Source organism: Chryseobacterium sp. SN22, from assembly GCF_008329705.1.
GTDB lineage: Bacteria > Bacteroidota > Bacteroidia > Flavobacteriales > Weeksellaceae > Chryseobacterium.
In genome coordinates this window covers 39,486-58,610 of sequence record NZ_VTSX01000014.1, presented here as the reverse complement: position 1 = coordinate 58,610, position 19,125 = coordinate 39,486, and the positions used below count along the sequence as shown (strand labels likewise).

Annotated in this window: 16 protein-coding genes and 1 riboswitch; of the genes, 7 read left to right on the top strand and 9 right to left on the bottom strand. The window is 42.2% G+C overall.

Annotation, left to right across the window (positions count from 1 at the left end):
• Positions 1 to 73: 73 nt before the first annotated feature.
• A complete protein-coding gene (locus tag FY557_RS10925) occupies positions 74 to 1,024 on the bottom strand; it encodes a LysR substrate-binding domain-containing protein (protein WP_149247290.1) in 951 nt (316 codons plus the stop codon).
• Between the two features lie 135 nt (positions 1,025 to 1,159).
• On the opposite strand from FY557_RS10925, the gene FY557_RS10920 reads away from it, so the two are divergent.
• The 5 genes from FY557_RS10920 to FY557_RS10900 all read left to right on the top strand — a co-directional run bounded on the left by FY557_RS10920 (position 1,160) and on the right by FY557_RS10900 (position 5,425).
• Complete coding sequence (locus FY557_RS10920; protein WP_149247289.1) at positions 1,160 to 2,647, top strand: catalase; 1,488 nt, start codon at positions 1,160 to 1,162, stop codon at positions 2,645 to 2,647.
• A 106-nt stretch (positions 2,648 to 2,753) separates the two neighbouring features.
• Positions 2,754 to 3,521 (top strand): enoyl-CoA hydratase-related protein, encoded by a 768-nt coding sequence (locus FY557_RS10915; protein ID WP_149247288.1) that lies wholly within the window; start codon positions 2,754 to 2,756, stop codon positions 3,519 to 3,521.
• A gap of 47 nt (positions 3,522 to 3,568) precedes the next feature.
• Complete coding sequence (locus FY557_RS10910) at positions 3,569 to 3,991, top strand: deoxycytidylate deaminase (protein ID WP_149247287.1); 423 nt, start codon at positions 3,569 to 3,571, stop codon at positions 3,989 to 3,991.
• 7 nt (positions 3,992 to 3,998) lie between these two features.
• Positions 3,999 to 4,913, top strand: a complete 915-nt coding sequence (gene xerD, locus FY557_RS10905; protein ID WP_149247286.1) for a site-specific tyrosine recombinase XerD — start codon at positions 3,999 to 4,001, stop codon at positions 4,911 to 4,913.
• Complete coding sequence (locus FY557_RS10900; RefSeq protein ID WP_149247285.1) at positions 4,910 to 5,425, top strand: NUDIX hydrolase; 516 nt, start codon at positions 4,910 to 4,912, stop codon at positions 5,423 to 5,425. Before xerD ends, FY557_RS10900 begins: the two co-directional genes overlap by 4 nt.
• 519 nt (positions 5,426 to 5,944) lie before the next feature.
• Here the strand turns inward: FY557_RS10900 and FY557_RS10895 are convergent.
• The 4 genes from FY557_RS10895 to FY557_RS10880 form a co-directional block, all read right to left on the bottom strand.
• Positions 5,945 to 6,397, bottom strand: coding sequence for a heme-binding domain-containing protein (locus FY557_RS10895; RefSeq protein WP_317131783.1), 453 nt, complete (start codon positions 6,395 to 6,397; stop codon positions 5,945 to 5,947).
• A 7-nt stretch (positions 6,398 to 6,404) separates the two neighbouring features.
• On the bottom strand, positions 6,405 to 8,171 hold the full coding sequence (locus tag FY557_RS10890) for an Ig-like domain-containing protein (protein ID WP_149247283.1): 1,767 nt from the start codon (positions 8,169 to 8,171) through the stop codon (positions 6,405 to 6,407).
• 25 nt (positions 8,172 to 8,196) lie between these two features.
• The gene (locus FY557_RS10885) at positions 8,197 to 9,453 is read right to left on the bottom strand and encodes a serine hydrolase domain-containing protein (protein ID WP_149247282.1); all 1,257 of its coding nucleotides are present in this window, start codon (positions 9,451 to 9,453) and stop codon (positions 8,197 to 8,199) included.
• A 243-nt stretch (positions 9,454 to 9,696) separates the two neighbouring features.
• A complete protein-coding gene (locus FY557_RS10880; protein ID WP_149247360.1) occupies positions 9,697 to 10,626 on the bottom strand; it encodes a 2-hydroxyacid dehydrogenase in 930 nt (309 codons plus the stop codon).
• Positions 10,627 to 10,722: 96 nt separating this feature from the next.
• Here FY557_RS10880 and FY557_RS10875 point away from each other — a divergent pair, with 96 nt between their 5' ends.
• On the top strand, positions 10,723 to 11,082 hold the full coding sequence (locus FY557_RS10875; RefSeq protein WP_149247281.1) for a DUF1648 domain-containing protein: 360 nt from the start codon (positions 10,723 to 10,725) through the stop codon (positions 11,080 to 11,082).
• Here FY557_RS10875 and FY557_RS10870 read toward each other — a convergent pair.
• The 4 genes from FY557_RS10870 to FY557_RS10855 form a co-directional block, all read right to left on the bottom strand.
• Positions 11,072 to 11,596, bottom strand: coding sequence for an acyl-CoA thioesterase (locus FY557_RS10870; protein WP_149247280.1), 525 nt, complete (start codon positions 11,594 to 11,596; stop codon positions 11,072 to 11,074). The genes FY557_RS10875 and FY557_RS10870 overlap by 11 nt on opposite strands.
• On the bottom strand, positions 11,596 to 12,357 hold the full coding sequence (locus FY557_RS10865; protein WP_185151704.1) for a hypothetical protein: 762 nt from the start codon (positions 12,355 to 12,357) through the stop codon (positions 11,596 to 11,598). The genes FY557_RS10870 and FY557_RS10865 overlap by 1 nt, the downstream gene beginning before the upstream one ends.
• Before the next feature lie 375 nt (positions 12,358 to 12,732).
• Complete coding sequence (locus FY557_RS10860) at positions 12,733 to 14,835, bottom strand: TonB-dependent receptor (RefSeq protein WP_149247279.1); 2,103 nt, start codon at positions 14,833 to 14,835, stop codon at positions 12,733 to 12,735.
• Between the two features lie 105 nt (positions 14,836 to 14,940).
• Positions 14,941 to 15,031, bottom strand: a riboswitch (TPP riboswitch).
• Between the two features lie 205 nt (positions 15,032 to 15,236).
• A complete protein-coding gene (locus FY557_RS10855) occupies positions 15,237 to 16,007 on the bottom strand; it encodes a WG repeat-containing protein (RefSeq protein WP_149247278.1) in 771 nt (256 codons plus the stop codon).
• Positions 16,008 to 16,333: 326 nt separating this feature from the next.
• Here FY557_RS10855 and FY557_RS10850 point away from each other — a divergent pair, with 326 nt between their 5' ends.
• Positions 16,334 to 19,117 carry a bifunctional aconitate hydratase 2/2-methylisocitrate dehydratase gene (locus tag FY557_RS10850; RefSeq protein WP_149247277.1) on the top strand — a complete coding sequence of 928 codons (2,784 nt, stop codon included), beginning with the start codon at positions 16,334 to 16,336 and terminating at the stop codon, positions 19,115 to 19,117.
• The last annotated feature ends 8 nt before the right edge of the window (positions 19,118 to 19,125 follow it).

The following is a 19,125-nucleotide window of genomic DNA, read 5'->3' as shown; positions in this document are numbered from 1 at the left end:
TACTCAAAATTTTTGCCTGCTAATTATAATTTTCTTGAAATTAACGGTTTAAGAACCATTAACGATAAAAAAACTATTGGGGTTTTATGCTTACGAATTCTTTCGGGCTTTCGTTGTAATTCAGTTTTTTCTCCAAGGAAGTACGGATCGAATGCGATAATTCGTCAATAATTTTCTGCTTGAAGGTTGGTTTGTAATAAATAATGCTGATTTCCCGGTATGGAAAAGGCTTCTTGAACCGGTATACATTCTTTTTCTGCTGTTCGGAAAGCTGGTTCAGGGCAAGTTCCGGCAAAATGCTGATCCCGCCTACTTTATCTACCATATGCACCAAAGTCTGAATATTGGACGCCAGGAAGTCAAGGTTTTTCGGCTTTAAGGTATTTTCTTTCAGATGGCAGATGTTTTCAAACTGATTTCTCAGACAATTTCCTTCTTCCAGCAGCCATACCTTTTCTACATTCAGTTCTTCAGGGACTACATAAGAATTTTTTTTATTGTTTTCCGTTTCTGAACTGTAGATCATCAGCTCTTCATTAAACAGGAAATCCTGATAAAATTCATCTGCTGCATCATAAGGCGTTGAGATGATTCCGGCATCCAGCTCCCCTGCTTTTAAAGATTTGATAATATTATCGGTTGTCATCTCCTTTACATTCATCTGGATCTTCGGATTGTCTTTCAGAAACTTGAAGATCTCAGTCGGTAAAATAAATGAAGAGACTGTAGGGATAATTCCGATATTGATGGTACCGCCCAGAATATTATTCAGAAGGTTGGCTTTGTTCTTCAGTTCATTGACAGATTCTATAATTACCTTGGCCTGATCGATGATCTGAAGTCCTACATCCGTGGTCCGGATCGGGTGCGTGGTACGGTCAAAAACCTTTACATCCAGCTCATCTTCGAATTTCTGTATCATAGCGCTTAACGTAGGCTGGGTAATGAAGCATGCCTGAGCTGCTTTACCAAAATGCTTGTACTTATCCACAGCGATAAGATACTCCAGTTGCTGAATATTCATCTGATTAATATTATCTATTACAAAGATAAAATGTTTTTGCTATTGACAATTAAAAATTCAAGTAATTTTGATTATTAGTACCTTTACATCATCAAATACCACTCCGAAAATTATTTTATACAAATTACAACTATTATGGATTCTAAAAAATTAACTTCAAGCAACGGTTCGCCCTATTACGAGCACCAGGATTCGCAAACCGTAGGTCCGAGAGGGCCGGTATTGATGCAGGATTTTATTTTACAGGAAAACCTGGCGCATTTTGTACGGGAGAGAATCCCGGAAAGAATTGTTCATGCCAAAGGAACAGGCGCTTACGGAACATTTACGGTTACTCACGATATTACTCAATATACCAAAGCAAAATTATTTTCAAAGGTCGGAAACTCATGCAGGATGTTTGCCCGTTTCTCTACCGTGGGCGGAGAAAAAGGAAGTGCAGACACGGCAAGGGATCCGAGAGGTTTTGCGCTGAAATTTTATACTGAAGACGGAAACTGGGACCTTGTAGGAAACAACACGCCTGTATTCTTCGTTAAAGACGGCAAGAAATTCCCTGATTTTATCCACACCCAGAAAAGGCTTCCGAAAACCAACCTGAAAAGCGCTACAATGATGTGGGATTTCTGGAGCCTGAACCCGGAATCTTTGCATCAGGTACTCATTCTGATGTCCGATCGGGGAACCCCTTACGGTTACAGACACATGCATGGTTTCGGATCGCATACTTATTCCATGATTAATGATAAGAATGAAAGGATCTGGGTAAAGTTCCATTTTGTAACGAAACAGGGTATTAAAAACTTCACCAATGATGAAGCGGTAAAAATGGCCGGTGAAAATCCGGATTTTGCGCAGGAAGACCTTTGCAATGCCATTGAAGAAGGAAATTTCCCGAAATGGACCATGTATATCCAGGTCATGACCGAAGAGCAGGCCAGGGATTTCAGATGGAATCCTTTTGACATTACCAAGGTATGGTTCCACGATGATTTCCCGATGATTGAAGTAGGCGAAATGGAACTGAACGAAATACCCGTGAATTACTTTGCCCACGTGGAACAATCTGTTTTCTCGCCAAGCCATTTAATCAACGGCATCAGTTTTTCGCCCGACAAGATGCTTCAGAGCAGATTATTTTCCTATCCGGATGCCCACCGGTACAGAGTAGGGGTAAATGCCCATCAGCTGGAAGTAAACCGCTGCCCTTTTGCTGTAAACAATTATCAGAGAGATGGATTTATGGCAGATTCCAGTCACTATCAGGATAAACCGAACTACCATCCGAACAGCTTTGATGACATCAAACCGGATTACGCTTACAAGAACTACGAATACGAACTGGACAGTGCCCATGTGGCCAACTACAACAGGAACGAAAACGATGATGACCATTATACCCAGCCGGGACTATTATATTCAAAAGCCATGGCTCCTGAAGAACGTCATAACCTTGTGAACAATATTGTCGGAAGTATGAAACAGATTACCGGACCGAAAAGAGAAGAAATCATTAACCGTCAGCTGTGTCATTTCTTCAGGGCCAACATTGAGCTTGGCATGAAAGTAGCATCCCAGCTCAATGTTGTTATTGACGCGAATATGATGAACCATACCAAATAAGAAGTTAACATATAATTTTATTTAAAAGGAAAAAAGATCAATACTTTTTCCTTTTTTTTGTAAAAAATTTCATAATTTGCGCCGAATAATATTTTATTAGTGGAAAATGAGTTACGAAAATATATTATTGCAAAAAGAAGATAGAATTTCTATCATTACGATAAACAGACCTGAAAGCTTAAATGCACTGAATGCCAAAACAATCAGTGAACTTAGTTCGGCTCTGGACGAATTGGATTCCGATACTATCTGCCGGGTAATTATCCTTACCGGAAGCGGCGAAAAATCTTTTGTCGCCGGCGCAGATATTAAAGAATTCAGTGATTTCGGCCAGGATCAGGCAGAAGAACTGGCCCGGAACGGACAAAACTCTTTATTTAACAAAATCGAAAATATGACCAAGCCTGTAATTGCAGCCGTAAACGGTTTTGCATTAGGTGGCGGTCTAGAGCTTGCCATGGCATGCCATATCAGATATGCATCGGAAAATGCAAAACTCGGGCTTCCTGAAGTTACGCTGGGACTGATTCCCGGATACGGAGGAACCCAGCGGTTGCCGAAGCTAGTAGGAAAAGGTATTGCCAATGAAATGATCTTCTCTGCCAAAATGGTTCCTGCGGCAAAAGCAAAGGAAACCGGACTGGTAAATGAGGTCTACCCTATTGAAGAATTATTAACAAAAGCAAAAGAATTGGCCCAGACCATTGCCAACAATTCACCCATGGCAATTTCAAAAGCAATTCATGCAATCAACCTTTCGGATACGGATAAAGGCTTTGAAACCGAAATCAGCTATTTCGGAGAGCTTTTTGAAATGGACGATAAAAAAGAAGGAGTTTCGGCGTTTCTGGAAAAAAGAAAACCAAGCTTCTGATTTTTACCCTTAATACAAATTATTTCGAAAACCAACAATGCTGCTGTATGAATAAGTTTGATAAAGCTTATCTAAAAATGGCCCAGGAATGGGCAAAACTTTCCTACTGTAAACGAAAGCAGGTAGGGGCTCTTATCGTAAAAGATAGGATGATTATTTCAGATGGTTATAATGGTACGCCTTCAGGATTTGAGAACTGCTGTGAGGATAATGAAGGAAGGACGCACTGGTATGTACTGCATGCCGAAGCGAATGCTATTTTAAAGCTGGCCGCCTCTACGCAGTCGGCAGAAGGCGCCACCCTGTATCTAACGCTTTCTCCGTGCAAAGAATGCAGCAAGCTGATTTTACAGGCCGGGATTGCGCGGCTGGTCTATATCAACGAGTACTCGGACGACGACGGAATATCATTTTTAAGAAACCATCAGATTGAAATAGAGCAAATTTCGGATTATGAACTAAAAAAATAACACAACAATGACTTGGGATGAAAAAATTAAGGATTTTGAAATCTTCCTACGTTTTGAAAGAAACTTTTCAGAAAACACATTAGATGCCTACATCCGGGACATCAAGAAATTAAAAGAGTACGCAGAAGAAGATCTGGAAAATATCGGTCCGGATTCTATCGATTATGAAAATCTGCAGGAATACATCTTCAACCTTTCCAAACAGAAGTTCAGCGAAAGGTCGCAAGCAAGGTGGATCTCTTCCATCAAAGCATTTTTCAAATTTTTACTGGAAGACGAATGTCGCGAAGACAACCCGGCCTCCCTGCTGGAAGGCCCTAAACTCGGCCTTTATCTGCCGGATACGCTAAGTCTTACCGATATCAACAAAATTATCGGTGCCATAGAAGTAAATACGGACCTGGGCAAGAGAAACCAGTGCATCATCGAAGTGCTGTACGGCTGTGGGCTCCGGGTTTCGGAACTTATCGACCTCAAAATTTCCAACATCAATTTTAGAGAACAGTACATTAAAGTAGTCGGGAAAGGAAATAAAGTACGTTTTGTTCCGCTGGCCGATTATACGGCAGAACTGATAAAATGCTACATCAAAGATATCCGTTCCAAAAGCAAGGTCAACAGGAAGCATGAAGACACCTTGTTCCTGAACAGCCGCGGAACCTCGATGTCCAGGGTGATCGTATTTTTAATCATCAAGGAACTGACTGACAAAGCCGGCGTAAGCAAGAAAATTTCGCCGCATACTTTCCGCCATTCTTTTGCTACTCATCTGCTTCAGAACGGTGCCGATCTCCGGTTCATCCAGGAAATGCTCGGCCATTCCAGCATTACCACAACCCAGGTATATACCCACCTGAAAACGGAAGAACTTCGTGATGTAATTCTCACGTACCATCCGAGAAATGCTAAAATTGCGCAATGAAAATATTAAAATACTGCCCAAGTTGCGGTAAAGAATCCCTCAATTGGGACGGCGAGAAAAAATGGAGCTGTCCCAACTGTAATTTTACGCTGTACAACAATGTGGCCGGTGCGGTAGCCGTGGTGATCCGCCATGAAGATGAAATTTACCTGACCCGGAGAAACAGGGACCCGAAAAAAGGGAAACTGGATCTTGCCGGAGGTTTTGTGGATCCACGGGAAAGTGCCGAAGAAACCTGTAAAAGGGAACTTTTTGAGGAGCTGCAGCTTGATGTGGATGTTTCAAATTTAAAATATCTGACCAGCCTTCCGAATGTGTACCAGTATAAAGAAATCGATTATAATACCATCGATCTTTTTTATGAATATAACGTTCCGGAAAAATTTGAAGTAAATCTGGAGCTTTCTGAAATTTCGGAAGCGATCTGGATCCCTTTGCAAAAACTTCAGCTGGAAGACCTGGCCTTTGATTCTCAGAAAAAGTTTTTTGAAAGCTACCTGAAGAAGATTTGATGATATTCTTTCAAAATATAATCCTCCGCAGATGATGAATCTGCGGAGGATTTTTATTTAACGTAAATCCAATCATATTCAACTTGTAATCAAAACCCTACTTAATTAAAAAATAAAATTAAAGCTATTCAGTCAGGATTTTAAATAGAATTCCCTTCGATAGAATGACAAACAATTTTGTTCCTGACGAAAGGAAATTCCGACATCCCGGTTTATTAGCTGATTTCGTTATAATGCTTCTGACAGGATTTTATCCTATCCTGTAGAAAGCCGTCCCTTCGGGACTTTAAAACAAAGCAAATCCGGACATCCTCAACTTATATTCACTTGTTTATTTAACTAAAAAAATAAAAATAAGACTGTTAAGTCAGGGGTTAAACAGAATGACTTTTGATAGAACGGATAGCGGCTTCGTTTGATTATCAATTCCTTTAATTATATTCCGACAAGAGAAACCTTCAGCATCCGGCTTCCCTCTTCCAGCCTGTTAACCGAGTTCTGCTTCGAATTCACATTATTTTAATACGATCCGGATTTCAGTATTTCATCGAAATACTTTACGAGCAAAGCCCTCTCCGCATCCGACAGATTTGCTTCTTCATGGTAAACGATATATCCCGGCATTGGCATCGTTTTATTCTGAATCGTCTGGACCGCTTTTTTCAGCATGCTTTCCTTCAGGTCTTTGTTATATGTTCCCCAAACGGATAAATTAAGGTGTTCCCGGCCTTCGTTCACGTGGCTTTTTACTGACCATGAAATCGGTGCGATATGAGCATATTTGGGATAGACGGTTTCATTGGAATGACAATCATAGCAGGCTCCCTTCAGCAATCCCTGAATCTTTGCGGGCGTTTTCCGGACGTCGATAAAGTTCACTTTAAGGTCAACCGGCGGATTCACCTTATCTGTCGGGACAAACTGAATCATTGCAAACCCGATCAGGCTCCAGAACAGGATTTTTTTAAACATTTTCATATTATCTTGTGAGCTGCTTTGATCCGGTAGGCGAAAGCAGGGTATTGTTGCTTCTTACATCCGGTTTCTGGGTATCTTGCGGCGTGGCGGTACTGGTATTGGTTTTCGGGAAACTTAATTTTGACGTATCAAGAACACGGGTATCTTTCAGATCCCAATTTTCATTACTGTCCCAAAGCGGCCTTACCACTGCCGTTTTATAATAAATATAAGAATCTTCCGCAAAAGCATCATTCTGGAAATCCGCTTCATCCCAATAGCCGTTGCCGTTGTTGTCTACCAGAATTCTTACAATATATTCTCCCGGTTTCAGGATATCGAATTTCACCTCGCTTCCTTTCGTATATTTCTGGTAAAGCACCTTATCGGAAGTATCCAACAGCTGAATCCAGTAGCCGGAAGCAGGTGCATTCTGCAAAATGAATTTCAGGCTTCCGTAATTTTCAACCTTATCCGCTTCAAAATCAAAGCGCTTCGACTGGAAATTTTTAGCATAGAACGAAGAAACGGTTTCTTTCGGAACGGTAAGCTGGTATTTTTTACCCGCCACTAAATCTGCCTTTACCAGAATCTGATACGGATTTTTTTCTGAGATCCTTGCTGTGAACGGAAGGGTACTCAAACTGTCGCCCGCCGCCCTGAAAATCCATTTATCCGTATTGATCTTATCGATGTAATAATTGGATACCATCTTAAATTCTTCTCCCGGCGGAAGCAGGCTTCCCCCGTTATCGCTGTTGATATCCATTGCATTTTTGGCATTGTACTTATAAAACAGCGAGGCATTATACAGGGAATCTTTTTTCCCTGCCCCGGCGTTATAGCCGAATTTCAGGTTTTCCGTAGCCGTCTGACCCACGTCGCTTTTCACCGCATCAAACCAGATTCTTACCGTATCGGATTTCGGAGCGTGCGTTACTTTATAGTCTTTTATTTTTTCATTCAACGGCTGAACCTTTATGTCTTCCGGCTTGCCTTCAAATGCCATCAGTACGCCACCCGGGGCTTCCTTCATCTCAAGGTATTTTACCGGCCTTCTGGATGGGTATAGTTTAAGATTCAGCCCTGAGATTGACTTTTCTACCACAACTGGGTCTTTCTGAAATCCTACTTTTTCTTTCCCGGGATCGTAGATGGAGTTCCCGTTTTCATCTTCAAAAGCAATAATCCTGTATTTTCCCGGTGACAGGTAATTCAGTTCAAAATAGCCGTCGTCATCCACCTTGGTAATATAATAAGGCTTCTGCTTGTAATTCATCGTATCCTTTACCTGATACAATCCCACAACATATTTGTTTTCTCCCGGTTTCTTGGTCGACAAAGCGTCTTTTATATCACCGCTGATGTACAGATCATCCAGCTTACTTCCAGTGGAAAAGGCAAAATTAAAGTACCGCAGAATATTTCCCTCGTTGTTATCGCCAATGGAATTCCCAAAATTGAAATTGTAGGTCGTATTGGCCTGCAACGTATCTTTCCACTGGATCAGGATAAACTTATTGGCAATATTGGAAGGGATAATCCGGGTGATGTTTTTGATCGGCGGAGAAATGATCAGGTTTTTGCTGACATCTTTCAGCGTCACATATTCATCAAAATCAAGGCGGAGTTCCTTAATATCCGTCGGTACATTTACCCTTGCCGTATCAATATTTGAGCTTAAAAACTTCGGAGCCAGCGTATCTTTCGACCCGCCGATAGGCGAACCCACTCTTGCACAGGACTGCAACAGGAAACCGATAACGAATAAAAAAAGGAGTCTTTTCATGAATATGTTTACGCAAAAATAAACATTATTCTCCATAAACTTCGCCATGACTTTTCAATGTGTCTTTTTCGTCACTCATGATGCTGTGAAGCTTGTCTTTCTGCGGTGGGAAATCTTCAAACAATCCCGACAGGGCCAATGCCGTATATACCTTGCCGGAATACTTATTCCCGATGGCAATGATCGTCACCTTGGATTTCAGCAAATGGGCAAAGACCGAGTTGGTCCCATGCCACCAGCCGTTGTGATAAGTCAGCTTTTCCCCGTTATCAAAAATCTTCATCCTGAAACCGAAGCCGTAGTTGTTCATCCCGAACTTTTCATTGCTGTATGGTGTAAACACCTGTTCCATCAGTTCAGGTTTCAGGAAATCTTTTGAAAACATCGCTTTTGAAAAATTGTATAAATCTCTCGGCGTTGTATATACGTTTTTATCTCCGTAGATAAGATCCAGCCTGTCCAGAGGGTACAGCTTGCTTCCCCCGTAATAAAAAGACTGTGAAGCCGTTGGGATATCTTTTTCCTGGAAGATGTAGGTATTTTTCATTTTCAAAGGCTCAAATACCATTTCCTTCATAGCCTGAGGAAAAGGGGTCTTGGTTACTTTTTCAATCAGCAGGGCCAGCATGGCAAAATTGGTATTGCAGTACATAAAGCCCGTGTCGGTATCTCTCGCCAAAGCAGGTTTGTATTTAACGAGCATATTCAGGATATCCCCGTTGGTAAGAAAAGTCTTGGAAAGCTCTGCCGGAGCCGGCTGTATCTTGGTAATGAAATATTCGTATTTAGGAAGACCGCTTCTCTGATCAAGTAAGGTCTTAACGGTAACCTGCGGATAAGGGAACCCCGGGAAAAATTTTGTCAGCGGATCCGATAAATTAATTTTGCCTGCCTCGATGAGCTTCATCATCGCCATCGCCGTCAATGTTTTAGAAACCGAGGCTACATGAAGCGGCGTATTCCGGTCTATCGGTTTCTGATTACCCTCCCTGGCAAAACCCCGGTAATTTTCGTATAGAATATCATCCCCTTTGGCGACCAGAATTCCTCCGCTCAGATCGCCTCTCTCCCATACTTTTTTATAATACTGGTCGATGTATCGCACGAGTGATGCTTTATCATCAACACGGCTTTCTGCCGGTGTAAATGCCTTGCTTAAATCTACATTTCCGTAATTGGGTAGGTTGGTCGTACTTCCGGTGACCGTTTCCTGACTTTCAGATTTTTTTTTACAGGAAAAAAGAGATAAAAAGACCGTTACAATAAGGACAAGATTACGCATTCTCAGGAATTTCAAAATGAGCGGCAATTTAATAAAACTCAAAATAATTATTACCTATTGGCTCTACATTATGAATTATTTAACATAAAGTAAAAATGGAAAAAATTAAATCATTTGATCTAAGCATTTTATTAAAAAAATTCCGTCCGGTTCAGCACAGCAGACCGTTAAAATTTTATCATCTCCACAAGTAATGGCATCTAAAAACCTGTATGGGTTTAATGATCAGATAAAATTAACCGGCTAGCCAAACTGTGCAATAATTTTATCCACAATCACCTGCGCCAGTTTTTCTTTACTCTGGACCGTCCATCCTGCAATATGTGGTGTAACAATGGCTTTTTCAGATTCCAGAAGATATTTCAGGTCTTCATTTTCCGTTTCCAGGTTTTCGAAGGAAGATTTTTCATATTCCAGGACATCAAGGCAGGCTCCTTTCACTTTGCCTGATTTTAATGCTCCGACTAAACTTTTCGTTTCTACATTTTTTCCCCGGGCGGTATTTATGAAATAGAAGTCATTCTTCATTTCAGAAATAAAATTATCATTGATGAGATAATGCGTTTCATCGGTGAGTGGAATATGTAAACTCAAAACTTCAGCTTTCTCTTTCAGTTCTTCCAAAGAAACCTGTTCAGCAAATTCATCGGAAAGGTCTCGTAAAATATCGTAGAAAATTACTTTACATCCGAAGCCTGACAATCGCTTTGCCGTAGCTTTCCCCATATTCCCATAACCAATTAACCCGACAGTTTTCCCTAAAAGTTCATCACCACGGTTTTCTTCCCGAAGCCAGATGCCGTTTTTTACTTCCTGAGATGCAATGAACAGCCTGTTCATTAAGATGAGCAGCATCCCAACCACATGCTCTGCCACAGAATCCCGGTTTCCTTCAGGAGAATTAATAAGCTTAATGCCTAATTTATCAGCCACCGGAATATCAATATTTTCCATTCCTGCTCCTACCCTGGCAATAAACTTCAGGTTTTTTGCTTTCTGTAAAAAATTTCTATCCAGAGGAATCCTGCTGCGGATAATCACCCCGTCGTAATTTTCAATTTTCCTGCACACCTCATCGTAGGAAGATGTAAAATCTTCTTCCAGAATAAAATTTTTCCCACTAAGCTGTTCGGTAATCAAAGGATGGTTCTTATCTAAAAGCAGTACTCTCATAGAATGCATAATTCTTTATATTTGTTAATGCAAAGGTAAGTTAGAAAGAAATAGAAACTGATTTTGCAGGATAAAATTTTTCAATTTTACGTTCTTATGAAGTTACCTAAAATTATTTTCGGAATTTCCGTATTTCTCCTCGTGACCTACAGTATTGTATTGTTGATGAAATATCCTTCCGTTCCGGAAACCATTCCGATCCATTATTCTGAGGGAGGCCCTGATGGATTCGGAAATAAAATATTTTTATGGCTGGACGTTTCTGTTAATGCCCTGCTCCTGGTTTTTATAGGATGGACCATCTACTTTCCTCAGAAAATGTTCAGCAAAAATGATGATTATCTTGAGACCTCCCCGGAAACAGCAATAAAAAACCGACAAATAGTTCTGTCGGCTGTATCTGTAATCGTAACATTAATCTTCTGCGGGCTGTCCCTGAAGGAAATTATTCCGTAGGTTCCTGAAAAAGCTTTTTAAGCTCGATGGATTCAGACGGCTTCATTCTTCCGGAAAGGATGAGGGAAAGTTCTTTCCTTCTTAAAGCAGCGGCATATCGTTCCTGTTCAAGCTCGGTTTCCGGCTCCATATCGGGAATCGGAATCGGACGGTTGAATTCATCTACGGCGACAAAGGTATAGATTCCTTTATTGGTCTGGATCTTTTTGCGGTTGATCGGGTCATCCAGCCAGACGTCCACATAAATTTCCATGGAAGTGGAGAATGCCCTGGAGACCTTGGATTCCATCACTACAATTCCGCCTTCCGGAATCGGATGATCGAAGGATACGTGGTTTACGGAGGCCGTCACTACCCTTCTCTCGCAGTGGCGGGTTGCGGAAATTGAAGCACAACGGTCCATTCTGGCCAACAGTTCGCCCCCGAAAAGGTTTCTCAGCTGGTTGGTATCGTTGGGAAGGACAATATTCGTCATAACCGTCAGGGAATCTGACGCTTTTTTTATTTTTGCCATTATTTCTTAGTGTTGTTTGGAATTGCCTGGTTTTTGGTCTGGCTTTTAGCTGCCGGCTGCACCGGAACGGTTTTCTGAATAACGGAATCTTTCTTTAAAGAATCAGCTGCCGGAGCCATATGCTGCTGAACCTTCACCGTATCTTCCTGAATCCTGTGGGTTTTCGTCTGTACCGAAATGTTGGTATTATCAAACGATTTTTCCCCGAACAGCAGTTCCTGTTGGGTGTAGGCGACATAGATGATCCCAAGCACCGGAATGATAATCAGGAACGCCCAGAGAATCGATTTATTAAACTTATAATCCTTTTCAGCATTTGAAGCAACGGCCGATTTCGGGCTATGGGCCTGCATATCTGAAATTCGGATCTCTTCCAGTCCGTAAAAATCCGGATGGTCCGACTGTAGCCTTTGTCCTGTGAAATGGGTGGTTCCGTCTTCGATATAAACGGTTCCCAGCCCCTGAACTTCCAGCGTCTGTTCGGCCTGAAGCTTTTTCTTCCAGAAATCCGTCTGGATCTGAAGGTCGGTTTTTGAGGCTTCCAGGGTCATGTGTTTTTGTCCCGCAATGAATGCTGCCAGGTCATCCGACTTCGCTTCATAATCCGGAGCATAGACAATGGTGCTGGCAGGAGGAAGAATACTCCCATTTTCGGAATTGATCACCGCCTTGGATTTTTCCAGGGAAAAAACACCGAAATCCGGTACCGTAACGGTTCCGAACTGTTTCAAATATTCTAAAATGTAAGCTGAAATATTCATCTGGCAGCAAATTTATGACTTTTTCGGGACTTTTGGTGCATGAGCGCTGTTTCAGGATCTTAAGTTTAACGCAAACTCAAAGTAACTCTGATTAATTGGTCGGACGATGGAAGCCGGATGCCGGAAATTTTAAGGTTAATCATATAATGGCCATGGTTGTGAATATCAAATGACAATAAGGATCACGAATGTCCTAGCCGCGATAGGAACGGCATCCTTTATTGTGGCGGATGGAGCAAAGCGGAGGCCGTCACAATAAAGATACAGTGGATAGCGCGATTAAGCTCCTGATAAAATAAAAAAGACTGCCGGAGCAGCCTTGAAAAATCTAACTTTTTACTTACTATAATTTGGTTTAAATATATAGCCTGAAGATTACCGGATGGTCCAGCTGATCCCGAACATGAAATTGGTCCCGGCCTGTGAAAAATAGGACGGTTCGCCATCCCATACCGCACCGTTGTTGATGTATTTTTTATTGAAAATATTATTGACCAAAAGCTTGAGGGCAATATTGTTGTTTTTGATTTTAAACTGATACTGCGCATTGAAATCGGTAAGAAAATAGTCTTTCAGCTGAAGGTTTTCGTCTTCGGAATTATCCAGGTACTGTTTCCCTACATACTGGTTCATCAGGGAAAAATGGAAATTTTTATTCGGGTTGAATTTCAGGGCCAGGTTGGCAATGATATCCGGCGAAAAAGATATCTGGGTATTTCCGAGATCCTGAATACCTTCGGTATTTTCAACTTTAAAATCCAGGTTCCGGTTGTTGCTGAAGCTCACATTTCCATTGATCTCCCATTGCTTTGAAAGCTTGGCCAATGCCCCCAGCTCGATACCGCTTCTATAGCTCTTCCCGGAATTGGTCCGGATGAAAGCACCGACATTGTTCAGTTCGCCGTTTAACACCAGCTGGTTGACGTAATACATGTAATACAAATTCGCAGTAAACGAAACGATGCCGAATTGTTTTTCCACGCCGGCTTCAAAATCATGAAGTTTTTCCGCTTTCACATCGTTGTTGGCCAATAAATCGTCACGGTTCGGTTCGCGGTGGGCATGCGCGTAGGAAAGGAATACTTTGCCGTTTCCGATGCGGTAATTGATTCCGGCTTTCGGATTAAAAAACAGCCAGTTCTTTTTCAGGTCTGCTCCTTCGCCGTCGCCGGCAGTGATAATTTTGGTATCGTAATCCACATTTCTGAGCTGAAGATCACCGAAGATCTCGAAATCGTTCAGTTTAACCAACGCTTTGGCAAATCCTGAGACTTCGTTTTTCACGGAACGGTTTCTGTAATATTCGTATTCTTTGATCTGCGGCAGGAAAACGCCGGTTACATTTCCGAAATGCTTTCCGTAATACTGGTTGGCCACGGCGCCAAAGTTAACATCCACAATCCCTAATTTTCCATACAATGTGGAAACTATTCCGTAGAAATCATTATTCAGCCATTTCTTTCTGATGAAATCGGAAGAATCTTCGCCGTTCATATCCGGCAGGTTATACCTTGCAAAAGGATCGCCCTGCTTGTAGTTTTCGTAATATCCTTTTCCTTTGGTGTAATGCAATGTGGTTTCGAGATTCCATCGGTCACTGAATTTCTGTTCCCAGAGCAACTGGTAGTGGCTCTGCCTGTAGTTATCGGTTTCGTTGTTGTAAAATCCTGAAATATTTCCGTCGGCATCATAAATTGCCCCGGAATAATTGAATTTCGGATCGGTTTCCCAGGTTTTGCGGTCGATCCCGTTCCAGGCCTGGTAGGTTTTTTCTTTTCCTCCGAAAGCCATCAGACGGATTCTTGTTTTTCCTTCTTCAAACAAGGCGGTGAAATTGTAAGAATTCAGCTTGGAAAAAGCCCGGTCGATGTACCCATCGGAATTGATGTGGGTATATCTTCCCATCACCGAAAGCCGGTTGCCCCAGAATTTGCCGGAGCCCACTTCCGCAGCATATTTATAGGTATTGAACGAGCCGTAGCTGTCGTCGGTTTTTACATAAAACTTATCTTCCGGATCTTTGGAGAGCACGTTGATGCTTGCCCCGAAAGCTGCCGACCCATTATTTGACGTGCCGACCCCTCTCTGGATTAAAATTTGTGATGCGGAACTGGTAAGGTCCGGCACATTCACAAAAAATGTCCCCTGGCTCTCGGAATCGTTGTACGGAACCCCGTTCATCATCACGTTGATGGCCGTCCCCGACACGCCCCGGATCCTGAATCCGGTATACCCTACCCCGTTTCCGGCATCGGAAGTTGAAATCACAGAGGTCTGATTTTTCAGCAAAATGGGAAGATCCTGGCCAAGGTTTCTGCTGTCAAGGTCCCTCTGAACATTGATGATCTCTTTGGCAACAGGAAGTCTTTTGGTAAAATTAACGGCTTCGATTTCCCTGATCTGTATGGAATCGGTATTCTGTGCCTGGACGAAGGCGAATGCGCCGACGGTAAGCCCTAAAAAAAATAATCCTTTCATTCTATAAATTTTAACATTTAATGAATAAAAGGGGCAGATTACGAATATAACAATGTATTCGGTTTACCAGTTTAACAATAAGCATTGGTACATGGCTAAATTTTCACATTGGTACATTTAAATTCCCTAAACGGCATTACCCGTTCCAGGTTCATTGGGTTTAATCTCAGCTTTTGACGGCACCCCTTTATTTCAGGTGCAAAATTAAGAAAAATTTATGAGAATTTTATGGCTTATGGCTTATGGCTTATGGCTTATGGCTTATGGCTTATGGCTTATGGCTTATGGCTTATGGCTTATGGCTTAAATTTACGGTGCGATAAATAACAAACAAAATTTTATTGAAAAAATGGAAAATTTTTGCCTGAATATGATGTATTAAATACCTATAAATGTTACCGTCAATATGCCTTGTTCCGCTGGTCGATGTAAAAATAGTTTTTGCCGTCTTTGGAAACCTCGAACATCCGGCCGAGCTTCCAGCTGAAATTCCTTTTGATGTCGGCATACTCGAACGGAATGATCACGTTACCGTTGATATCAATTACCCCGAAAGCATTGTTTTTGGAAGCAATGATCATCGGATGGGCGACATCGTCCCCTTCCAGAATAAACAGGTATTCGTATTGCGGGTAAATTTTGAACTGTCTGTAATCCTGCGGATTTTTGAAGGTCGATTTTTCGATCAGGCCATAAAAGCCGTTCATCGTAAACCCCTGATACAGCTGCTGGACATAATCTCTCTGAACACATTTCCCGAGGTCCGCCTGTTTGTACTGGTACACCCTTTTACCTGTCCGGTCGATCCGGTAGGAAATTTCGTTTTTTTCTACAGTAGCATAGTCGGCCGTACCGAACTTTCTCAGCTTTTCAATGGGTGAATTTAAGAGATTGCAGTCTTCATAGAAAAATACGGCAATATGGTATTCAGGCTGAATAATGAATTTCCCTTTCTGGTTGGTATACCCGAAACTGCCATTTTTCTTTTTAGGAATCAAAAGAGGGAGCTCTTTATTCAGTACCGGCAGGTCCGGATTCATTTTTGATTTTTCAGAAGGTTGGCCCACCGCTGTTCTGGCTATATTTTTCACCGGTAATTTCTTTACCGTTTTAGTCTGGGAAAAAACAAAAATCGAAATAAAAACCCCTAAAATCGAAACAACATTTTTCATAATCACCACTGGTTCTGTAAAATTCAGGCAAAAATAGAAAATATAAAATACATATTTATAAAGAATCTAAATAAATTAAGTTATAGAAAATACGAAAATTCCGTAAATTTGGAAACCTTTTCAGGGGTTTAAATAATAAAAATCATCTTTGAACCAGATTTTTGACATTACCATGTGCAAAATTCTTTTACGTCAGGATCCGGAATATCTTGTTATTGAGCACCTTCTGAAATAATTACGGATTATAACCGATTCTTCTTCTGACTTTTACGGATACCGGAATACCGTTATAATCTCTTTTTAAGATTGAAAAGACTTCTATTATTATGAACATTTATCAGGATTACATCCAAGAAATTGAAGAAAGAAAAAATCAGGGGCTTCACCCGAAACCTATTGACAGTGCTGAATTATTGAGCGAGATCATCGCACAGATCAAAGACAAGGCCAATGAGCACAGGGCCGATTCTCTTAAATTTTTTATCTACAATACTTTGCCCGGAACGACCAGTGCCGCCAGCGTAAAAGCTGAATTTTTAAAAGAAATTATCCTTGGTGAATCTATAGTAGAAGAAATTTCCCGGGATTTTGCCTTTGAGCTTTTGTCTCACATGAAAGGTGGTAAATCCATCGAAGTATTGCTGGATCTGGCCCTTGGAAACGATAAAGCGATCGCGCATCAGGCTGCAGCAGTTCTTAAGACCCAGGTTTTCCTTTATGAAGCGGATACCAACCGACTGAAAGAAGCTTACCACAGCGGTAACGAAATCGCAAAAGAAATCCTTGAAAGCTATGCCCAGGCAGAATTTTTCACTAAGCTTCCGGAAGTAGCCGAAGAAATTAAGGTGGTAACCTACATCGCAGGAGAAGGTGATATCTCCACCGACCTTTTGTCTCCCGGAAACCAGGCGCACTCCAGATCAGACCGTGAGCTTCACGGAAAATGCATGATCACGCCTGAGGCGCAGGAAGAAATCAAAATGCTGCAGACCCAGCATCCTGATGCCAGCGTTATGCTGATCGCAGAAAAGGGAACCATGGGTGTAGGTTCGTCCCGTATGTCCGGTGTAAACAATGTAGCGTTGTGGACCGGTAAGCAGGCCAGCCCTTATGTACCTTTTGTTAACATCGCACCGATTGTAGGAGGAACCAACGGGATTTCCCCGATCTTCCTTACTACTGTAGACGTAACGGGAGGAATCGGGATCGACCTTAAAAACTGGGTTAAAAAAACCGATGAAAACGGAAACCCGGTTCGTAACGAAAACGGTGAAATCGTTTTGGAAGAAGCCTATTCAGTGGCTACCGGAACGGTTTTAACCATCAATACCAAAGAAAAGAAACTCTATAGAGGAAACGAAGAACTGATCGACCTTTCCAAATCGTTCACACCGCAAAAGATGGAATTCATCAAAGCCGGAGGTTCTTATGCCATCGTCTTCGGTAAAAAGCTGCAGACTTTTGCTGCTCAGGTACTGGGGATTGAAGCACCTCAGGTTTTTGCGCCGTCCAAGGAAATCTCCCACGACGGACAGGGCTTGACCGCCGTTGAGAAAATCTTCAACAGAAATGCCGTAGGAGTAACTCCGGGTAAAGTTCTTCACGCCGGTTCAGACGTCAGAGTACAGGTAAATATCGTAGGTTCCCAGGATACCACCGGTCTGATGACCGCACAGGAACTGGAATCCATGGCGGCAACGGTAATTTCTCCCGTTGTTGACGGAGCTTACCAGTCCGGGTGCCACACGGCTTCCGTATGGGATAAAAAAGCGCAGGCGAATATCCCTAAATTAATGAAATTTATGAACGATTTCGGTCTGATCACGGCCCGTGACCCGAAAGGTGAATACCACTCCATGACGGATGTTATCCACAAAGTTCTTAATGATATTACGATCGACGAATGGGCGATCATCATCGGAGGAGACTCCCACACCAGGATGTCCAAAGGGGTAGCTTTCGGAGCTGATTCCGGAACCGTAGCCCTGGCCCTGGCCACCGGTGAAGCTTCCATGCCGATCCCTGAATCGGTAAAAGTAACGTTCAAAGGAAACATGAAAGAGCACATGGATTTCCGTGATGTGGTTCATGCAACCCAGTCGCAGATGCTGAAGCAGTTTGGCGGGGAAAACGTATTCCAGGGAAGAATCATTGAGGTTCATATCGGAACGCTTCCTGCTGACCAGGCGTTCACTTTTACCGACTGGACTGCAGAAATGAAAGCAAAAGCTTCAATCTGTATTTCCGAAGATGACACCCTGATCGAATCGCTGGAAATTGCCAAAGGCAGAATCCAGATCATGATCGACAAAGGAATGGATAACAGAAACCAGGTTCTTCAGGGGCTGATCAATAAAGCCGACAAGAGAATCGCCGAGATCAGATCAGGAGAAAAACCGGCTTTAACTCCGGATGCCAATGCTAAATATTACGCTGAAGTTGTGGTAGACCTTGATGCGATCGTAGAACCGATGATCGCCGATCCTGATGTAAACAACGACGACGTTTCCAAAAGATATACGCACGATACTATCAGAGATCTGACTTTCTATGGAGGAGAGAAAAAAGTAGACCTTGGATTCGTAGGATCGTGTATGGTTCACAAAGGTGACCTTAAGATCGTTTCCCAGATGCTTAAAAACATTGAAAAGAAAAACGGAACAGTAGAATTTAAAGCACCGCTTGTGGTAGCGGCTCCTACGTATAACATCATCGATGAACTGAAAGCGGAAGGCGACTGGGAATTCCTTGAGAAATATTCAGGTTTTGAATTTGATGATAATTCGCCGAAAGGAGAAGCCCGCGTTGAATACAAGAATATGATGTATCTTGAGCGTCCGGGATGTAACCTTTGTATGGGGAACCAGGAGAAAGCTGAAAAAGGAGATACCGTTTTGGCTACTTCTACCCGTCTGTTCCAGGGAAGAGTCGTGGAAGATTCCGAACGTAAAAAAGGAGAATCTTTACTGGCTTCAACTCCGGTTGTGGTACTTTCTGCGATCATGGGAAGAATCCCGAGCATTGATGAATACAAAACCGCTGTAGAAGGCATCGACCTGACGACTTTTGTCCCTTCCATCAAAGAGCTTACCAGCACAAGCGCCCATTAATTTTAATA